This window comes from Streptococcus suis (assembly GCF_046032515.1).
In the GTDB taxonomy this organism is placed as follows: domain Bacteria; phylum Bacillota; class Bacilli; order Lactobacillales; family Streptococcaceae; genus Streptococcus; species Streptococcus suis_AL.
In genome coordinates this window covers 109,588-126,325 of the sequence record NZ_JARQPJ010000002.1, presented here as the reverse complement: position 1 = coordinate 126,325, position 16,738 = coordinate 109,588, and the positions used below count along the sequence as shown (strand labels likewise).

Annotated in this window: 16 protein-coding genes; all 16 read left to right on the top strand. The window is 40.1% G+C overall.

The window, feature by feature from the left end:
* The first annotated feature begins 38 nt into the window (after positions 1 to 38).
* Complete coding sequence (locus P7J49_RS01835) at positions 39 to 2,213, top strand: alpha-galactosidase (protein WP_408569062.1); 2,175 nt, start codon at positions 39 to 41, stop codon at positions 2,211 to 2,213.
* Between the two features lie 12 nt (positions 2,214 to 2,225).
* On the top strand, positions 2,226 to 3,461 hold the full coding sequence (locus tag P7J49_RS01830) for an extracellular solute-binding protein (protein ID WP_024376791.1): 1,236 nt from the start codon (positions 2,226 to 2,228) through the stop codon (positions 3,459 to 3,461).
* A gap of 137 nt (positions 3,462 to 3,598) precedes the next feature.
* Positions 3,599 to 4,471 (top strand): carbohydrate ABC transporter permease, encoded by an 873-nt coding sequence (locus P7J49_RS01825; protein WP_004298918.1) that lies wholly within the window; start codon positions 3,599 to 3,601, stop codon positions 4,469 to 4,471.
* 10 nt (positions 4,472 to 4,481) lie between these two features.
* On the top strand, positions 4,482 to 5,312 hold the full coding sequence (locus P7J49_RS01820; RefSeq protein ID WP_009910491.1) for a carbohydrate ABC transporter permease: 831 nt from the start codon (positions 4,482 to 4,484) through the stop codon (positions 5,310 to 5,312).
* A 69-nt stretch (positions 5,313 to 5,381) separates the two neighbouring features.
* Entirely contained in the window at positions 5,382 to 6,830 is a 1,449-nt protein-coding gene (gtfA, locus tag P7J49_RS01815) for a sucrose phosphorylase (protein ID WP_408569059.1), read from the top strand.
* A gap of 72 nt (positions 6,831 to 6,902) precedes the next feature.
* A complete protein-coding gene (locus P7J49_RS01810) occupies positions 6,903 to 8,519 on the top strand; it encodes a glycoside hydrolase family 13 protein (protein WP_408569057.1) in 1,617 nt (538 codons plus the stop codon).
* A gap of 77 nt (positions 8,520 to 8,596) precedes the next feature.
* A complete protein-coding gene (gene upp / locus P7J49_RS01805; protein ID WP_012027487.1) occupies positions 8,597 to 9,226 on the top strand; it encodes a uracil phosphoribosyltransferase in 630 nt (209 codons plus the stop codon).
* Between the two features lie 101 nt (positions 9,227 to 9,327).
* Entirely contained in the window at positions 9,328 to 9,939 is a 612-nt protein-coding gene (locus P7J49_RS01800) for an ATP-dependent Clp protease proteolytic subunit (protein WP_408569111.1), read from the top strand.
* Between the two features lie 113 nt (positions 9,940 to 10,052).
* Entirely contained in the window at positions 10,053 to 10,319 is a 267-nt protein-coding gene (locus P7J49_RS01795; protein WP_408569055.1) for a DUF2129 domain-containing protein, read from the top strand.
* A gap of 139 nt (positions 10,320 to 10,458) precedes the next feature.
* Complete coding sequence (locus P7J49_RS01790) at positions 10,459 to 11,628, top strand: ABC transporter substrate-binding protein (RefSeq protein ID WP_408569054.1); 1,170 nt, start codon at positions 10,459 to 10,461, stop codon at positions 11,626 to 11,628.
* 208 nt (positions 11,629 to 11,836) lie between these two features.
* Positions 11,837 to 12,724 carry a branched-chain amino acid ABC transporter permease gene (locus P7J49_RS01785; protein ID WP_408569052.1) on the top strand — a complete coding sequence of 296 codons (888 nt, stop codon included), beginning with the start codon at positions 11,837 to 11,839 and terminating at the stop codon, positions 12,722 to 12,724.
* A gap of 2 nt (positions 12,725 to 12,726) precedes the next feature.
* Positions 12,727 to 13,674 (top strand): branched-chain amino acid ABC transporter permease, encoded by a 948-nt coding sequence (locus P7J49_RS01780; RefSeq protein ID WP_029996528.1) that lies wholly within the window; start codon positions 12,727 to 12,729, stop codon positions 13,672 to 13,674.
* Positions 13,674 to 14,438 carry an ABC transporter ATP-binding protein gene (locus tag P7J49_RS01775; RefSeq protein ID WP_408569050.1) on the top strand — a complete coding sequence of 255 codons (765 nt, stop codon included), beginning with the start codon at positions 13,674 to 13,676 and terminating at the stop codon, positions 14,436 to 14,438. The genes P7J49_RS01780 and P7J49_RS01775 overlap by 1 nt, the downstream gene beginning before the upstream one ends.
* The gene (locus P7J49_RS01770) at positions 14,438 to 15,148 is read left to right on the top strand and encodes an ABC transporter ATP-binding protein (RefSeq protein ID WP_105110045.1); all 711 of its coding nucleotides are present in this window, start codon (positions 14,438 to 14,440) and stop codon (positions 15,146 to 15,148) included. Before P7J49_RS01775 ends, P7J49_RS01770 begins: the two co-directional genes overlap by 1 nt.
* 437 nt (positions 15,149 to 15,585) lie before the next feature.
* Complete coding sequence (locus tag P7J49_RS01765; protein WP_408569048.1) at positions 15,586 to 15,951, top strand: glyoxalase; 366 nt, start codon at positions 15,586 to 15,588, stop codon at positions 15,949 to 15,951.
* Positions 15,952 to 16,079: 128 nt separating this feature from the next.
* Positions 16,080 to 16,736, top strand: coding sequence for a CBS domain-containing protein (locus P7J49_RS01760; protein ID WP_105112737.1), 657 nt, complete (start codon positions 16,080 to 16,082; stop codon positions 16,734 to 16,736).
* Positions 16,737 to 16,738 lie beyond the last annotated feature (2 nt).

Here is a 16,738-nt window from a genome sequence, read left to right as displayed (position 1 = left end):
ATTTTGTAAAATAATAGCATAAAGAAGAGATAGGAGAGATGAATGTGATTGAGATTTATAATGAAAAACAGATTTTTCACCTGAAAACAAGAGAATTCTCTTATATCATCCAAGTGTTGGAAACAGGCGATCTGGTTCATCGTTATTTTGGGAAAAAAATCGAAAAATTTAGCGATGGAAACAAAATAACATATTTAGATCGATCGTTTTCTCCGAGTCCAATTACTGGGGATAGGACATACTCATTGGATGTCCTCCCACTCGAATATTCCAGCAATGGTCTGGGAGATTTTAGAACCTCAGCATTAGATGTTCGGAACGAATTTGGAGTCACTCTTGACCTAAAATACAAAGAGTATCGATTATACAAGGGGAAAAAAGAACTGAGGGGATTACCAGCAAGTTTTGGAAATCAAGAAGAGGTAGAGAGTCTTGAAATTGATCTTTACGATCAGTTGACAGATGTTACCGTAACACTTCAGTATTCTGTTTTTGAAGAAGCTTCCTATCTCGCACGGTCAGCTACAATTCAAACTGGCAAATATCCATGCAAACTAGAGAAGGTCTTGTCTGCAACGCTTGATTTTCCACATCAAGATTTCATTGTTCACAGCTTGGCAGGACGTTATGCTTATGAAAAAGAGTGGACACAGACCCCATTGACAAAAGGTCAGTATTCGATTGGTAGCATTCGAGGTGCTTCAAGTCACTCAAGAACACCCTTCTTAGCACTAGCTTCACCCGATGCAAGTGAGGACAAGGGCGATGTTTATGCGGCCCACCTTGTCTATAGTGGCAACTTTACAGCATTTGTCGAAACGACAGCCATGGAAACCAGTCGATTGGGACTAGGATTGGAAAGTCACTATTTCTCATGGCAATTGGATAAGGATGACCGGTTTCAAACTCCAGAAGTTCTCTTATCATACACTGATAAAGGATTTACTGGTATGACACAAAATAGTCATCACTTTATCACAAAACACCTCATTCGATCATCGTTTGTAAACAAACCAAGGCCCATTTTAATCAACAACTGGGAAGCAACCTATTTTGAATTTACAGAAGAAAAGATTTTACAGTTAGCTCAGGTTGCAAGTCGAGCTGGTATTGAATTGTTTGTTCTGGATGATGGTTGGTTTGGTAAACGAAACAATGATGAAAGTTCATTGGGCGATTGGAAAGTCAATTTGGATAAGTTGCCAAATGGTTTGAATGGTTTAGCAGACCGAATAAATGAGCTTGGCATGAAATTTGGACTGTGGTTTGAACCAGAGATGATTTCTATTGATAGCGATCTTTATCGTGAGCATCCTGATTGGGCAATTCGCACAGAAGGACGCTTACCAATCTACAGCCGAGAACAATTAGTTTTGGATTTGACCAAGCAGGAAGTCTGTGACTACATCATTGATAGCGTCTCTTCCATATTAGAATCAGCCAATATTTCTTATGTAAAATGGGATATGAACCGTAATATCACCAATATCCCTGAAGGTTTAGCAAATGACCAGCGCTTTGAATTCCACCATCGTTACATGCTAGGTCTCTACCGTGTATTAGACCACCTTACAAAGCGGTTCCCGGATATTCTTTTCGAATCCTGTGCAGGCGGTGGAGGTCGTAATGATTTGGGAATCATGTATTACATGCCGCAAGCTTGGGCAAGTGATGATACAGATGCGATTGAGCGCTTATCTATTCAAGAAGGTACTAGTTTGATTTATCCCCCTTCCTCAATTGGTGCACACGTTTCTGCCGTTCCAAACCATCAGGTTGGTCGGATCACACCTCTTGCTACACGAGGCAATGTGGCTATGATGGGAGGAGCGTTTGGTTACGAGCTGGATTTAACGAAACTTTCCGAAAAGGAATTGGATGAAATCAGTCAGCAAATCGAAACCTATCACTCCATTCGTGAAACTATACAATTCGGTCAGCTCTACCGTCTGAAAAAGACGAGCAATACCTGGGCTGCCAATTATGTTAGTCAAGATAAGAATCAAGCGGTCTTTACATTTGTAAAAATTCTTGCTAAGCCAGAAGCGCCTTTGCTTCATGCTCGGTTGAAGGGACTTGACCCAGATGCCCTTTACGAATGCCCACAATTAGGAGAGACATTCTACGGGGATGAATTAATGAACATCGGACTCACCATGCCACATGTTCAAAAAGATTATTTTAGTGTACAATATATTTTTAACAAAATCTAGGAGGATTTTATAATGAAAATGAAAACATTTTTAAAATGTGCGTCCGTCTGTGCTTTTGCCAGCTTCTTGGTTGCTTGTGGGAATGCAAGTAGTAGCGATAAGGTAGAAATAGAATATTTCTCACAAAAACCAGAAATGCAAGCTACCCTTCAGGAAATTATTAATGATTTCGAAAAGGAAAATCCTACGATTGATGTTAAATTTTCAAATGTACCAGATGCAGGAACTGTTTTGAAAACCCGTATGGCCAACAATGAAGCGCCAGATGTGATTAACATTTATCCACAAAATGCGGACTTTAAAGCATATGCAGCGGATGGGCGTTTCCTAGAAATTGGTGATGATGCAGGTCTCAGTCATCTAAAAGATGGTGCTGTAACGCCTTATCTTGTTAACGAAAAAAATTATACCCTTCCTTTGACAGCAAATGCCTATGGTATTTACTATAATAAGGATAAGTTCAAAGAATTGGGGCTCGAAGTTCCAACTACCTATGCAGAATTTGTGGCTTTGGTAGACAAAATCAAAGCAGACGGTAGCGCAGCACCATTTGCCCTTTCATTGAATGACGCTTGGTCATTGAATGGCTACCATCAGTTAGCCTGGGTAACTGTTGCTGGTGGATTTGATGGCGCTGAAGATATTCTAATCCGCAGTGCAAAGGGAGCAATTCAAGATGACGCTACAACAAAAGCTGTCTTAGAACGCTTGCAATTGTTGACAGATAACGGACAAAAAGGTGCAACAGGCGCGCTCTATGCAGATGCGGTGGCAGCCTTTGCAGCAGGTGATGCTCTCATGCTTCCACAAGGTACATGGGCAGCTACAGCTGTAAACCAACAAGAACCAGAATTTGAATATGGTATGTTTACATTCCCTGGCGATAAAGAAGGTGGCGACTATACCATCGGTGCAGCTGACCTTGCTCTATCTATTTCAGCAGATACAGAGCACCCAGAAGAGTCTAAAAAATTCCTAGAATACCTTTCTCGTCCAGAAGTTATCCAGAAATACTATGATGTAGATGGCTCACCAACTTCAGTTGAAGGTGTAGATACAGAAGGTAAGTTTGAAGAAACTGCTGGAGTGACACAATATGCCTTCACTGACAAACATGTAGTTTGGTTGCAATCTGAATGGGAATCAGAAGATGAGTTCTGGAACATTACTGTTGAAATGGTTAAAAATCCAAACTCAGCAGAATTAGTGAAAAAACTGAACGCATTCTTTGACCCAATGAAAAAATAATTCAAGAAAACTATAAGGAGGGCTAGAACAGCCTAGCTCTTCTTTATAGTTGCTTAGGGTCAGTTTGAATCCCTCCTAACCACTCCATTCAAACTGACCCTAAGTAACTATACATTTTAGAAAAAAGGAGTACCATGATGAATCAAAAAGGTTTTATTGCCAAATATTGGCCCTATCTATTTGTTGCCATACCAATTGGTCTACAGTTAATCTTTTTCTTCTATCCCTTATTAACGGGAATCTATTATAGTCTGACGGATTGGAATGGATTGACATCAGATTTCAGCTTGATTGGTATTCAAAACTATCTAGATATCTTGAAGAATCCTGATTTTTATACGTCCATGACTTTTACCATTATCTTCACCATTGGTTTGGTCATCGGAGAAATTGTTATAGGGATTTGGTTGGCTAGTCTCCTTAATCGTAAGATTAAAGCTGTTGGTTTCTTTAGAACCTGGTATTTCTTCCCAGCAGTTCTTTCAACCGTTACTTTAGGCTTGATTTTTGTCCAATTGTTCAACTATGGTTTCACACAAATTGGAGAATTACTACATATTGATTGGTTGATGGAAAACTTATTGGTACAAGAAAATACTGTTATTCCAGCTGTACTTTTTGTGGCTCTCTGGCAGGGATTGGCGATGCCAGTCATCATCTTCTTGTCTGGGTTACAAAGTATTCCAGAAGATGTGAAAGAAGCAGCTGCAATCGATGGTGCAACACGCTCTCAACAATTCTTCAATATTGAACTTCCATTCTTATTACCATCTATCAGTATGGTTTTCATCTTGGCAATGAAGTCAGGTTTGACAGCATTTGACCTTATCTTTGCACTGACAAGTGGTGGCCCAGACGGCAAAACAGAATCTTTGGGTTTACTCGTTTACAACTATGCTTTTGTAGATAATAAATTCTCTTATGCCAATGCTTTGGCTGTAGTACTCTTCATCTTCATTATTGTCATCTCATTGATTCAGATGAGAATTTCGAAGAAATTTGAAATTTAGGAGGACTGTCATGAATACTCAAAAACAGAAAAATTGGTGGGTCTATCTCGTGCTCTTCAGCGGTATTCTCTTCATGTTTATTCCGCTACTTGTGACGATTATAAGTTCGTTCAAACCAACCAAGGAAATCACGAGCAACTTCTTTGGTCTTCCTGAAAATTTCACCTTAAATAACTACGAACGCTTGTTTAATGATGGGATTGTTCAATATTTTGGCAATTCTGCCTTGATTACGATTGTAGCTGTTGGCTTGATTTTACTTGTTATTCCAATGGCAGCCTTCGCCGTAGCCCGTCAAATGAAACGCCAGACGGTGTTTAACTTTATCTACTTTTTCTTGATTATTGGGATTTTTGTACCTTTCCAGGTGATTATGCTCCCAATGACCAAATTAATGTCAAGCCTTGGTTTGAACAATATTGTCGGTTTGATTATCCTCTATTTGACCTATGCAGTTCCTCAGGCCCTCTTCCTCTACGTCGGCTATATTAAGACCATTGTTCCTGAGGAAATGGATGAGGCGGCAGCTATTGATGGTTGTGATAAATTTACCATGTACTGGAAAATCATTTTCCCACTCATGAAACCTATGCATGCAACTGTTTTGATTATCAATGCCCTCTGGGTCTGGAACGATTTCCTCTTGCCCCTATTGGTATTGAACCGTGACCAAAGCATGTGGACTTTACCTCTTTTCCAATACAACTATCAAGGCATGTATTTCAGTGATTATGGACCATCATTTGCATCCTATGTGGTGGGAATTATTCCAATCTTACTTGTCTATCTTGTCTTCCAAAAACATATTATTTCAGGTATGACGAGTGGTTCTGTCAAATAAATCGAAAGGTTGACTTGTTCAACCTTTTCAAATAAAAGTAAAAGAAAAGGCTTACAAAGGAGAAAATCTATGAAAATTAAAAATCAAGCGATGTTGATTACTTATTCTGATAGTTTAGGCAAGAATCTTAAGGATTTGAAAAAAGTTCTTGAGGGGCCATTAAAGGATGTTGTGGGAGGTATCCATATTCTGCCGTTTTTCCCATCATCTGGTGACCGTGGGTTTGCGCCAATGGATTATACAAAGGTGGACCCTGCATTTGGAGATTGGTCAGATATTGAAGCATTAAGCAAGGACTATTATCTGATGTTCGATTTTATGATCAATCATATTTCTGCAAAATCTCCTTATTTCCTTGATTTTCTTGAAAAGAAAGACGATTCAGCTTATGCCGATTTGTTTATTCGCTATAAAAACTTTTGGCCAAATGGTGAGCCAACACAAGAAGATGTTGATTTGATCTACAAGCGTAAACCTCGTGCTCCCTATCGTATTGCCACATTTGCTGATGGTAGCGAGGAGAAGGTATGGTGTACCTTTGATGAGCAACAGATTGACTTGGATGTGACTACAGAGACAACCCGTCGGTTCATCCAAGAAAATTTGGAACAGTTGGCAGAACATGGTGCTTCAATTATTCGCTTGGACGCCTTTGCTTATGCCAATAAAAAAATAGGAACTAACTGTTTCTTCGTAGAGCCTGATATTTGGGAAATGCTTCATTTTCCACGTCAGTTATTGGCTCCAAAAGATGTAGAAATCTTACCAGAAATTCATGAACACTACACCATTCAGCAAAAAATTGCGGAACAGGATTATTATGTTTATGACTTTGCCTTGCCAATGCTGGTTCTCCACGCCTTGTATTCTGGTCATGTCAATCGCCTGGTTCACTGGATGGAGATTTGCCCTCGTAAGCAATTTACAACTCTTGATACACATGATGGAATAGGCGTTGTGGACGTTAAGGATTTGCTGACGGATGAGGAGACAGAGGAAACGCGTGAAGCCTTGTATGCACAAGGTGCTAATGTGAAGAAAATTTATAGTACAGAAGCCTACAATAATTTGGATATTTATCAGATTAACTGTACTTATTATTCTGCCCTTGGCAACAACGATCAAGCTTACCTATTAGCGCGTGTTCTTCAGTGTTTTGCACCAGGTATTCCACAGATTTACTATGTTGGTTTACTTGCAGGTGAAAATGATATTGAACTTTTAGAATCAAGCAAGGAAGGCCGCAATATCAATCGCCATTACTATGATTTGGAAGAAATTGAGCACGAAGTCCAACGGCCAGTTGTACAATCCTTGTTCAAACTCCTTAAATTCCGCAATACAAGTCCAGCTTTCGACGGAGAGTTCGCTGTTAAGATGCTGGATGAAACAAGTATGGAAATTGTCTGGAATAATCAAGATGCAGGGGTATCTGCCCGCCTTACAGCAAACCTAAAAGAAAAAACCTTTGAAATTGTTGAAATAGAAGAGGGCAAAGTTACCACAATTGAGTTATAATATGATTATATAGAAAGAGGGGGATTCCCCTTTGTCTTGAGTAAATAAGATTGTACAGAAAGGATCAATCAAATGTCAGAAATACAAAAAACAGATTGGTGGAAGAAGTCCGTCATTTACCAAATTTATCCTCGTAGTTTTCAAGATTCAAATGGAGATGGAGTAGGGGATATTCGAGGGATTATCAGCCGATTAGATTATCTACAGGAGCTAGGAATTGATGCTATTTGGCTCAGTCCTGTTTATCAGTCCCCCATGGATGACAATGGTTACGACATCAGCGACTACCAAGGAATTGCTCCAGAATTTGGGACCATGGAAGATATGGAAGAGCTGATTGCAGAAGGCCATAAACGCAATATCAAAATAATCATGGATTTGGTGCTCAATCATACCTCGGATGAACATTTCTGGTTTCAAGAAGCCCTCAAAGGACCAGATAATCCCTATTATGATTATTATGTTTGGGCTGATGAGCCGAATGAATTACGCTCGACCTTTTCAGGCTCTGCTTGGGAATACGTTCCACATCTGAACAAATACTATCTCCACCAATTCTCTGTTAAGCAACCAGATCTGAACTGGAAAAATCCTGCTCTGAAACAAGAAATCTGGGACATGATCAATTTTTGGATTGAAAAAGGTGTCGGCGGTTTCAGGCTAGATGTGATTGATTTGATTGGAAAAGAACCGGAAAAATTAATTACAGCCGATGGACCGACTCTCCATCCTCTTATTCAGGAATTAAATGAGAAAACCTTTGGTGCTTATGACTTAGTGACTGTTGGAGAAACCTGGAGTGCCAATCCAGAAAATGCTCAGTTATATTCGCATCCTGATCGAAAAGAATTTTCGATGATTTTCCAATTTGAACATGTCGGACTTGATCAGCAGGAAGGGAAAGAAAAGTGGGATTTGGCACCGCTTGATCCAGCTCGTTTGCATAAGGTTCTATCCAAATGGCAGACTGAACTGGTTGGTAAAGGCTGGAACTCACTTTTCTGGAATAACCACGATTTACCTCGTGCCATTTCTCGCTTCGGTGATGATCGACCTGCATTTCGTGAACTAAGTGGTAAAATGTTGGCTATCTATCTTCATTTTATGTCAGGGACACCTTATATCTACCAAGGTGAGGAAATCGGTATGATTAATACACCGATTACAGATATTAGCCAAGCGGACGATATTGAAACACGTCGCATGTATGCGGAGCGGATTGAAAATGGCTTCACCAAGGGGGAATTGATTACTTCTATAAATGCCAAAGGTCGTGATAATGCTCGCCGTCCAATGCAATGGACAGAGGCAGAAGGAGCGGGCTTCAGTACAGGTCAAGCCTGGCTGGCTTTGGGAGATACTGTCAAAGACATCAACGTTGAAAAAGCACTTGCAGACAAACAATCGCTTTTCTATACCTATCAAAAATTAATCGCTCTTCGGAAAGAGTATCCTTGTATGTCTGAAGGAAAATATGAAGTGATGGAGACTGGAAATAGCTTGGTAATGGCTTACCGTAAATATGATGAACAGGATGATTTCATTATTCTGGTGAATTTCACAAGTGATGAGCAAGCATTTGACGTATCAAGCGAAGGGTATTCCTTGTTTATGCATAACTACGATGAAGCTGCATTTTTGGATAGACAAATATTAAGACCGTATGAGGCAATCGTTCTCAAAAAATAAATTCCTTTTCTTTTCCCATGCTTTTTTCATGATTTTTTGGTAAAATGGAAAAAACAAAAAAGAGAGGTTTTATCATCATGGGTAAATTCCAAGTCATTTCACACCCACTCATTCAGCACAAGTTGTCAATCCTTCGTCGGACATCGACTTCTACTAAGGATTTTCGTGAGTTGGTAAATGAAATCGCAATGCTAATGGGTTACGAAGTTTTGCGTGACTTGCCACTGGAAGATGTGGAGATTGAAACACCAATTACGAAAACAGTTCAAAAACAAATTGCCGGTAAAAAATTGGCTATTGTACCAATTCTTCGTGCAGGTGTTGGTATGGTTGACGGTTTGCTTAGCCTTGTACCCGCTGCTAAGGTTGGTCACATTGGTATGTACCGCGATGAAGAAACCCTCCAACCCGTTGAGTATCTTGTGAAATTACCAGAAGATATTGATCAACGTCATATTTTTGTAGTTGACCCAATGCTTGCTACAGGTGGTTCAGCTATTCTTGCAGTTGATTCATTGAAAAAACGTGGTGCTTCAAATATCAAATTTGTTGCTCTTGTTTCAGCTCCAGAAGGTGTAAAAGCTCTTCAAGATGCACATCCAGACATTGATATTTACACAGCAGCTTTGGATGAAAAACTCAATGAAAAAGGCTACATCGTACCAGGTTTGGGAGATGCAGGTGACCGCTTGTTCGGTACAAAATAATTGATTAAAAGGAATCAGCTCTGCTGGTTTCTTTTTCATTTCCTGAAATCGTGTTTTTTATTTGACCAATTTTGACTATTCATATATAATGGGTACAGAAAATCTCGAAAAGGAGTAATTTTATGATTCCAGTAGTTATTGAACAAACTAGCCGTGGTGAGCGCTCGTATGATATTTATTCACGCCTGTTGAAAGACCGTATTATCATGTTGACAGGACCAGTTGAGGATAACATGGCAAACTCAATCATTGCCCAATTGCTTTTCCTTGATGCCCAAGACCCAACTAAGGATATTTATCTTTATGTCAATACACCAGGAGGTTCTGTGTCAGCAGGTCTTGCCATTGTGGACACGATGAATTTCATTAAAGCTGATGTTCAAACGATTGTTATGGGAACAGCAGCCAGCATGGGAACGATTATTGCATCAAGCGGTGCCAAGGGTAAACGTTTCATGTTGCCAAATGCAGAATACATGATTCACCAGCCAATGGGTGGTACTGGTGGCGGTACTCAGCAGACAGACATGGCGATTGCTGCCGAGCACTTGCTCAAAACACGTAACAAATTGGAAAAAATCTTAGCTGATAATTCAGGAAAAACAGTCAAACAAATCCATAAGGATGCAGAACGTGATTACTGGATGACAGCCGAAGAAACACTTGCTTACGGCTTCATTGACCAAATCATGGACAATACAAAAGCAAAATAAGTGACTAGTTGGAAAGAGATGATTCATTCATCTCTTTTTTGAATTAGCTCAAGCTTTTCAATTTTCAATGAAAAAGGTATAATAAGTTCAGAGTTACTTGAAGAGGAGAAGTTATGTTTGAGAAACAGTCACGCACATGCTTAACCATTTACTTGCATTACAATCGAGATGCTCGCAAGCTGAGCCAATATGGTGATTTGATTTATCATTCAAAACGATTACGTTACGTTTCTGTTTATATAAATCAAGATCAGCAGGAAGAGATTATGGCAAAACTAAAAAAAGAAAAGTTTGTCAAAAAAGTGGTCCCTTCCTATATCAAAGATATCAATCAAGATTTTGTTGGTAGTTTATGGCGGGAAGAAGAGGCAGTAATGTAATGTTTGAACAGGCTTGATAGCCTGTTTTTACTTGCTGTTTTCCTTTTTGAAAAAATTTTTTCTTTTTTTGTTGACAATTTTCTGATAATTCAGTATATTAGATACATCGCAAAATTTAAGAAAGATTTAAGGAGTTTTCATGAAAACAAGAAAATTTGCAGTAGCGCTTGCTACATTTGCCTCTGCAGCTCTACTCGCTGCATGTGGTAATGTTTCGACAACCAATACTTCAGCCGCAGGTTCTTCTGTAGGTGGTACGTTTAAAATTGGCTACAACTTGGAGTTGTCAGGTGCTGTTTCATCTTATGGTCAAACAGAGGAAAAAGGTGCCAACCTTGCCGTGAAAGAAATCAATGCTGCGGGTGGTATTGACGGCAAAAAAATCGAAGTGATCACAAAAGACAACAAGTCTGAAACAGCAGAGGCAGCTACTGTTGCAACAAGCTTGGCAAGTGAAGGGGCAAACGTTGTGATTGGCCCAGCTACATCAGGAGCTTCAGCAGCCTCTATTCCAGCATTGACATCTGCTGGTGTTCCTATGATTACTCCTTCAGGAACTCAAACAAACTTGGTTGTGAACGATAAAGGTGAGGTCCAAGAATACTTCTTCCGTACAACCTTTACAGATGGGTATCAAGGTCAAATCATGGCTAAATACGCTACTGAGAACTTGTCAGCTAAGAAAGTTGTTCTTTACTTTGACAACTCTTCTGATTATGGTAAGGGTGTAGCAGAGGCGTTCAAGAAAGCATACACAGGAGAAATCGTTTCAGAAATCACATTTGCTTCTGGCGATAAAGATTTCCAAGCTGCTTTGACAAAATTGAAAGATAAGGAATTTGATGCTATCATCATGCCTGGTTACTACAATGAAACAGGTACAATTGTGAAGCAAGCACGCGGTTTGGGTATTGACAAGCCAATTCTTGGTTCAGATGGTTTTGACTCACCACAATTTACTGAATTGGCAACTGCATCAGCAGCATCAAATGTTTACTACCTTTCTGCATTTGTAACATCAGCAAGTGAAAAAGCAAAAGCATTCTATGATGCATATAAGAAAGAATACAATGAAGAGCCATCAATGTTCTCAGCTCTAGCTTACGACTCAGTTTACATGGCAGCAGAAGCAGCAAAAGGTACAGCTGATTCAGCAGCAGTGAAGGCTAATCTTGCAGCTCTGAAAGACTTTGAAGGTGTGACTGGTACAATGTCTGTTGACAAAGAGCATAATGTTGTTAAATCAGTTTATGTTGTTGGTCTAACAAACGGAGAAGAATCATCTGTAGATACTATCTCTATTGACTAATAGTGGATGAAAAGAGGGAATTCCCTCTTTTTCACTTGTCAGAATGTATAGAATAGTAGACATGCGGATATAAAATTTGGGTAAAATTTTCGGTAATGATTAAACGTAATGATTAAACTCCCTGTCTAACTTGCTTATTTTCAGAAAATTTTGTATAATGTAACAATGCTATTGAGCTCGAAAAATATTTAGAAAGATTGGTGAACCTATGCTTCAACAACTTGTCAATGGTTTGATTCTTGGTTCTGTTTATGCCCTTTTGGCCCTTGGTTATACCATGGTGTACGGAATTATCAAACTCATTAACTTCGCCCATGGTGATTTGTATATGATGGGTGCTTTTATGGGGTACTTCCTATTAAACAATTTAACTTTTATTGCAGATGGTGGAACGCGTTTCTTTGTTGCTCTCGTTCTAGCGATGGTGGGGACGGCTATTCTCGGTGTCGTTATAGAGTTTTTAGCCTATCGTCCTTTGCGTAATTCAACGCGTATAGCAGCTTTAATTACGGCTATCGGTGTATCTTTCTTCTTGGAATACACTATGGTCAAATTCTTTACAGCAGACGTAAAAGCCTTTCCACAAGCCATCGAGGCTGTGACCTTTAACCTTGGTCCAGTTTCTGTTACCAATATCCAGTTGATTATTCTTGGTGTATCGCTTGTGTTGATGGTCGCTCTTCAATTAATTGTCAAACGTACAAAAATGGGGAAAGCCATGCGTGCGGTCTCTGTAGATAGCGATGCAGCTCAGTTGATGGGGATTAACGTAAACCGTACAATCAGCTTTACTTTTGCTCTTGGTTCAGCTCTTGCGGGGGCAGCGGGTGTTCTCCTAGGTCTCTACTATAACCAGATAGAGCCTTTGATGGGGATGACGCCAGGTCTTAAAGCCTTTGTTGCGGCAGTATTGGGCGGTATCGGTATTATTCCAGGTGCAGCACTTGGTGGATTTGTTATCGGTATTATTGAGACATTTACATATGTAGTCGGTTTGGATACTTTCCGTGATGCGATTGTTTATGCTGTATTGATCATCATCCTCCTTGTTCGTCCAAGTGGTATTCTTGGTAAAAATGTGAAAGAGAAGGTGTAACCATGAAGCAAAATTTAAAAGTTAATGCAATTTGGTTGGCAATCTTATTAGCTGGCTTTGGACTTATTCAAGGTCTTGTATCAGCAGGGATTCTGAATTTTTACTACATCCAGATTGTTCAGCAAATCGGAATTCAGATAATCTTGGCAGTTGGTTTAAACTTGATTGTCGGTTTTTCAGGTCAATTTTCACTTGGTCATGCTGGTTTTATGGCTATTGGTGCTTATGCAGTAGGTATCCTTGGGAAAATGATGCCATCTTATGGTGGTTTTGCTATTGCCTTGCTTGTTGGTATGTTGGTTGCTGGTGGTGTAGCCCTCTTAGTAGGTCTTCCAACATTGCGTTTGAAAGGTGACTACCTTGCCATTGCGACTCTTGGTGTTGCAGAGATTATTCGTATTTTAATTATCAATGGTGGTAGTGTAACGAATGGTGCAGCAGGTATTATGTCTATTCCACTCTTTACAAGCTGGCCTTTAGTTTATATTTTTGTAATCATCACAACCTTGGTGACAGTTAACTTTTTGCGCAGTCCGATGGGACGTGCTACAATTTCTGTTCGTGAGGATGAAATTGCGGCAGAATCTGTAGGTGTCAATCCAACATTTGTTAAGGTTTCAGCCTTTGTATTTGGTGCTATGACGGCAGCCATTGCAGGTGGTCTCCATGCAGGATACGTTGGGACAATTGTTCCGAAAGACTTTGCCTTTATGACATCCGTTAACGTTTTGATTATCATTGTATTGGGTGGTTTGGGCTCTATCACAGGTACCTTTGTAGCAGCCATTGTACTTGGTATTTTGAACGTATTCCTCAAGAGTTACTCTGATATTTCAATGATTATCTATTCATTAGCTCTTATTCTCTTGATGATTTTCCGTCCTGGAGGTCTTTTGGGAACTAAGGAATTCAGCGTAGCGGCTCTACTCAAGAAGAAGGAGGTTAAGTAATGGCATTACTTGAAGTAAAAGATTTAACCAAGAACTTCGGTGGCCTGACTGCCGTTGGTGACGTGACCATGGAACTTCATGAAGGGGAATTGGTTGGTCTTATCGGTCCAAACGGTGCTGGTAAAACGACTCTTTTCAACCTCTTAACAGGTGTTTATGAACCAAGCGAGGGGACAATTTCTCTTGCAGGGACTATTTTGAACGGTAAAGCACCATCAAAAATTGCTTCGCTTGGTCTTGGTCGTACTTTCCAGAACATTCGTTTGTTCAAAAATATGACCGTTTTGGAAAATGTATTGATTGGACTTGGTAATCACGGCAAAGCAGAAGTTCTCGCAAGTTTCTTACGACTTCCAGCATTTTATAAAAATGAAGAAGAATTGAAAAACAAGGCGATTGAACTCTTGAAGATTTTCGATTTGGATGGCGATGCGGATACGCTGGCTAAGAACCTTCCTTACGGTCAACAACGCCGTTTGGAAATCGTTCGTGCCCTTGCGACCGATCCAAAAATTCTTTTCTTGGATGAGCCAGCGGCTGGTATGAACCCGCAGGAAACGGCAGAATTGACCCAACTCATCCGAAAAATCAAGGAAGAATTTGGCATTACCATCATCTTGATTGAACACGATATGAGCTTGGTTATGGAAGTGACGGAGCGTATCTATGTATTGGAATACGGTCGTTTGATTGCCCACGGTACTCCTGAAGAAATCCGTAATAACAAGCGCGTAATTGAAGCCTACCTTGGAGGTGAAGCATAATGGCAATGTTAGAAGTTAAAAATCTTTCCGTCAACTATGGCGTTATTGAGGCTGTAAAAGATGTCAGCTTTGAAGTCAATGAGGGAGAAGTTGTAACCTTGATTGGTGCCAATGGTGCTGGTAAAACCTCTATCCTTCGTACTATTTCAGGTCTTGTACGTCCGTCAGCTGGAACGATTTCTTTCCTTGGAAATGAAATTCAAAAAGTTCCTGCCCGTAAAATCGTAGCGGATGGTTTGTCACAAGTTCCAGAAGGTCGCCATGTCTTTGCAGGCTTGACCGTTATGGAAAACTTGGAAATGGGTGCTTTTCTTCGCAACAATCGCGAGGAAAACCAAGCTAACTTGAAGAAAATCTTCGCACGCTTCCCACGTTTGGAAGAGCGTAAGAACCAAGATGCGGCAACCCTCTCAGGTGGTGAGCAGCAGATGTTGGCTATGGGTCGTGCTCTTATGAGCCAACCGAAACTCTTGCTCCTTGATGAGCCTTCCATGGGCTTGGCCCCAATCTTCATTCAAGAAATTTTTGATATCATCCAAGATATCCAAAAACAGGGAACAACCGTTCTCTTGATCGAACAAAATGCCAACAAAGCCCTTGCCATCGCAGACCGCGGCTACGTCCTAGAAACAGGAAAAGTCGTCCTCACAGGAACAGGAAAAGAACTCCTCGCCTCAGAAGAAGTCAAAAAAGCATATCTGGGTGGCTAAAAAGGTCCGGGGGACCTTTTTAGGTTGGAAATAGGAAAAGAAAAAGTCTTTCGAGGCTTTTTCTTTGTCCCCCCACACTGACGGGTTGTTTTAGGTTGGAAATGGGAAAACCAGCAATGTAGATTGCTGGTTTATCCCCCCCGAGGCTGACGCCTCATTTTAGGTTGGAGATGAGAACTGCCGGTAGGCAGTTTTCTTTATAAGTGGGTTCCCCCATGTTTTAAGTTGAAAATGAGAACTGCCGGCAGGCAGTTTTTTTATATTCGGATAGGCTAGGCTGTTTTAATCGGGAGATAGGAAAACCAGCAATATGCATTACTTGGTCCTCCAACTTTGACGGTTTTCTTTTTATCTCTTACTTGCTAATTTCTGGATAATATGATAGCATTGTATCTCCATCAGAAGTATTTTTAGAATGTCTATACCGAGGTATAAAAATGTTTAACAAAGAATTTGGTCTTATGTTTTATGTGGATGATGTAGCTGCTGAGAAGGCTTTTTGGACGGCTGCTGGTTTCACAATCTTCAATGAATCAGAGATGATGGGTTACGAAACCTTTGATATGAAGTCACATCTAGAAGCAACAACGACCATTACTGTTTATGCAAATGAATTTATCCACCAAGTATCGCCAGAAGTGATTGATATGAAGCCAAGTCTCTTGTTTGAGACAGATGATATTGACGGTCTTCAGGCACGAATCGCTGGCCTGACAGATACTTGCAGTCCGGTCAATGCGGAGCCTTTCCCTAACTTTAACTTTGCAAGTCCAAGTGGCCATTACTTTGCGGTTAAAGGATAGAAAAATTAGTTAGCTTTGGAACAATCAGCGGTTTTCTATCGCTGATTTTCATTTCTTTTCATTAAATATTGAAATCGTTTTCGGATTTGTGGTATAATAAAGTATGATTTACCAAAGGAGGAAGTCCTATGTCAGTTAAAGATTTTATGACCCGTAAAGTTGTTTACATTTCACCAGATACAACCATTGCATACGCTGCAGATATTATGCGTGAACAGGATTTGCACCGTCTACCTGTTATTGAAAATGATAAGTTGGTTGGTTTGGTCACTGAGGGAACGATCGCAGAAGCTAGTCCATCGAAGGCAACTAGCCTATCTATTTACGAGATGAACTACCTTTTGAATAAGACTAAGGTCAAGGATGTGATGATTAAGAACGTCATTACCGTTTCTGGCTATGCCAGTCTAGAAGATGCAGTCTATCTCATGTACAAAAACAAGGTCGGTATCTTACCAGTCGTGGATAATGGTCAACTCTATGGAGTTATTACTGATCGTGATATTTTTGCAGCTTTTCTTCATGTCTCAGGTTATGGAGAAGAAGGAGTACGCGCTCGGTTCCTTGTTGAAAATAAGGCAGGGGAGTTAGAAAAAATTATTCGATTGGTGGCAGATAAGGATTATAATATTGTATCTACTGTGCAACTTGCTACCAAGTCTGGAAAAGTTGTCATCGAAGTGCAGATTGACGGAAAAGTTGATGTTGAGGAAGTTCGAACTCTTTTCGAGGGTGCAGGTATCCAAGTGGATAGCTTGGTTCCGACTGTTGCTAAAAATATTTAAAA